This is a genomic window from Microbacterium sp. USTB-Y (assembly GCF_023703415.1).
GTDB lineage: Bacteria > Actinomycetota > Actinomycetes > Actinomycetales > Microbacteriaceae > Microbacterium.
In genome coordinates this window covers 1-395 of record NZ_JAGMTU010000020.1, presented here as the reverse complement: position 1 = coordinate 395, position 395 = coordinate 1, and the positions used below count along the sequence as shown (strand labels likewise).

The 395-nt window shown below is 64.1% G+C and carries 1 protein-coding gene; it reads right to left on the bottom strand.

What is annotated here, in order from left to right:
• Nucleotides 1-238: 238 nt before the first annotated feature.
• Nucleotides 239-395 (bottom strand): T6SS immunity protein Tdi1 domain-containing protein (locus J8G10_RS19295; RefSeq protein WP_285814526.1); only part of this gene is annotated, 157 nt, incomplete at its 5' end.

Below are 395 nucleotides of genomic sequence, written 5' to 3'. Positions count from 1 at the left end.
CCAGAGTCGCACCCTTACTGACCTCATCCTCATCGATATCAGGCCAATCAAAACCCAGCTTCTCCATCACCCAGACAAGCTCATTCGGCAACATCATTCCCACGACAGCACGACCTCCCGAGAAGGACTCTACGGGGGCGGGAGGAACGGCTGCGATGGGGAGAACTACCCATGCCACGTCGAAACGCCCCCTCGGCGAGCCCATCGGGCTCGCCGAGGGGGCGTTTCGCACCGGCGCTCAGTGGCCGACGATGCCCTGCAGCTCCACCGCGACCTGGATCGATGCGATCGTCTCCCGCTTGTGCAGGTTCTCGACCTTCGCCGCCCCGCCCAGCGACAGCAGCGGCACGAAGATGAACGACTGGTCATACGGCAGCTCACCGTGCGCCGCGACC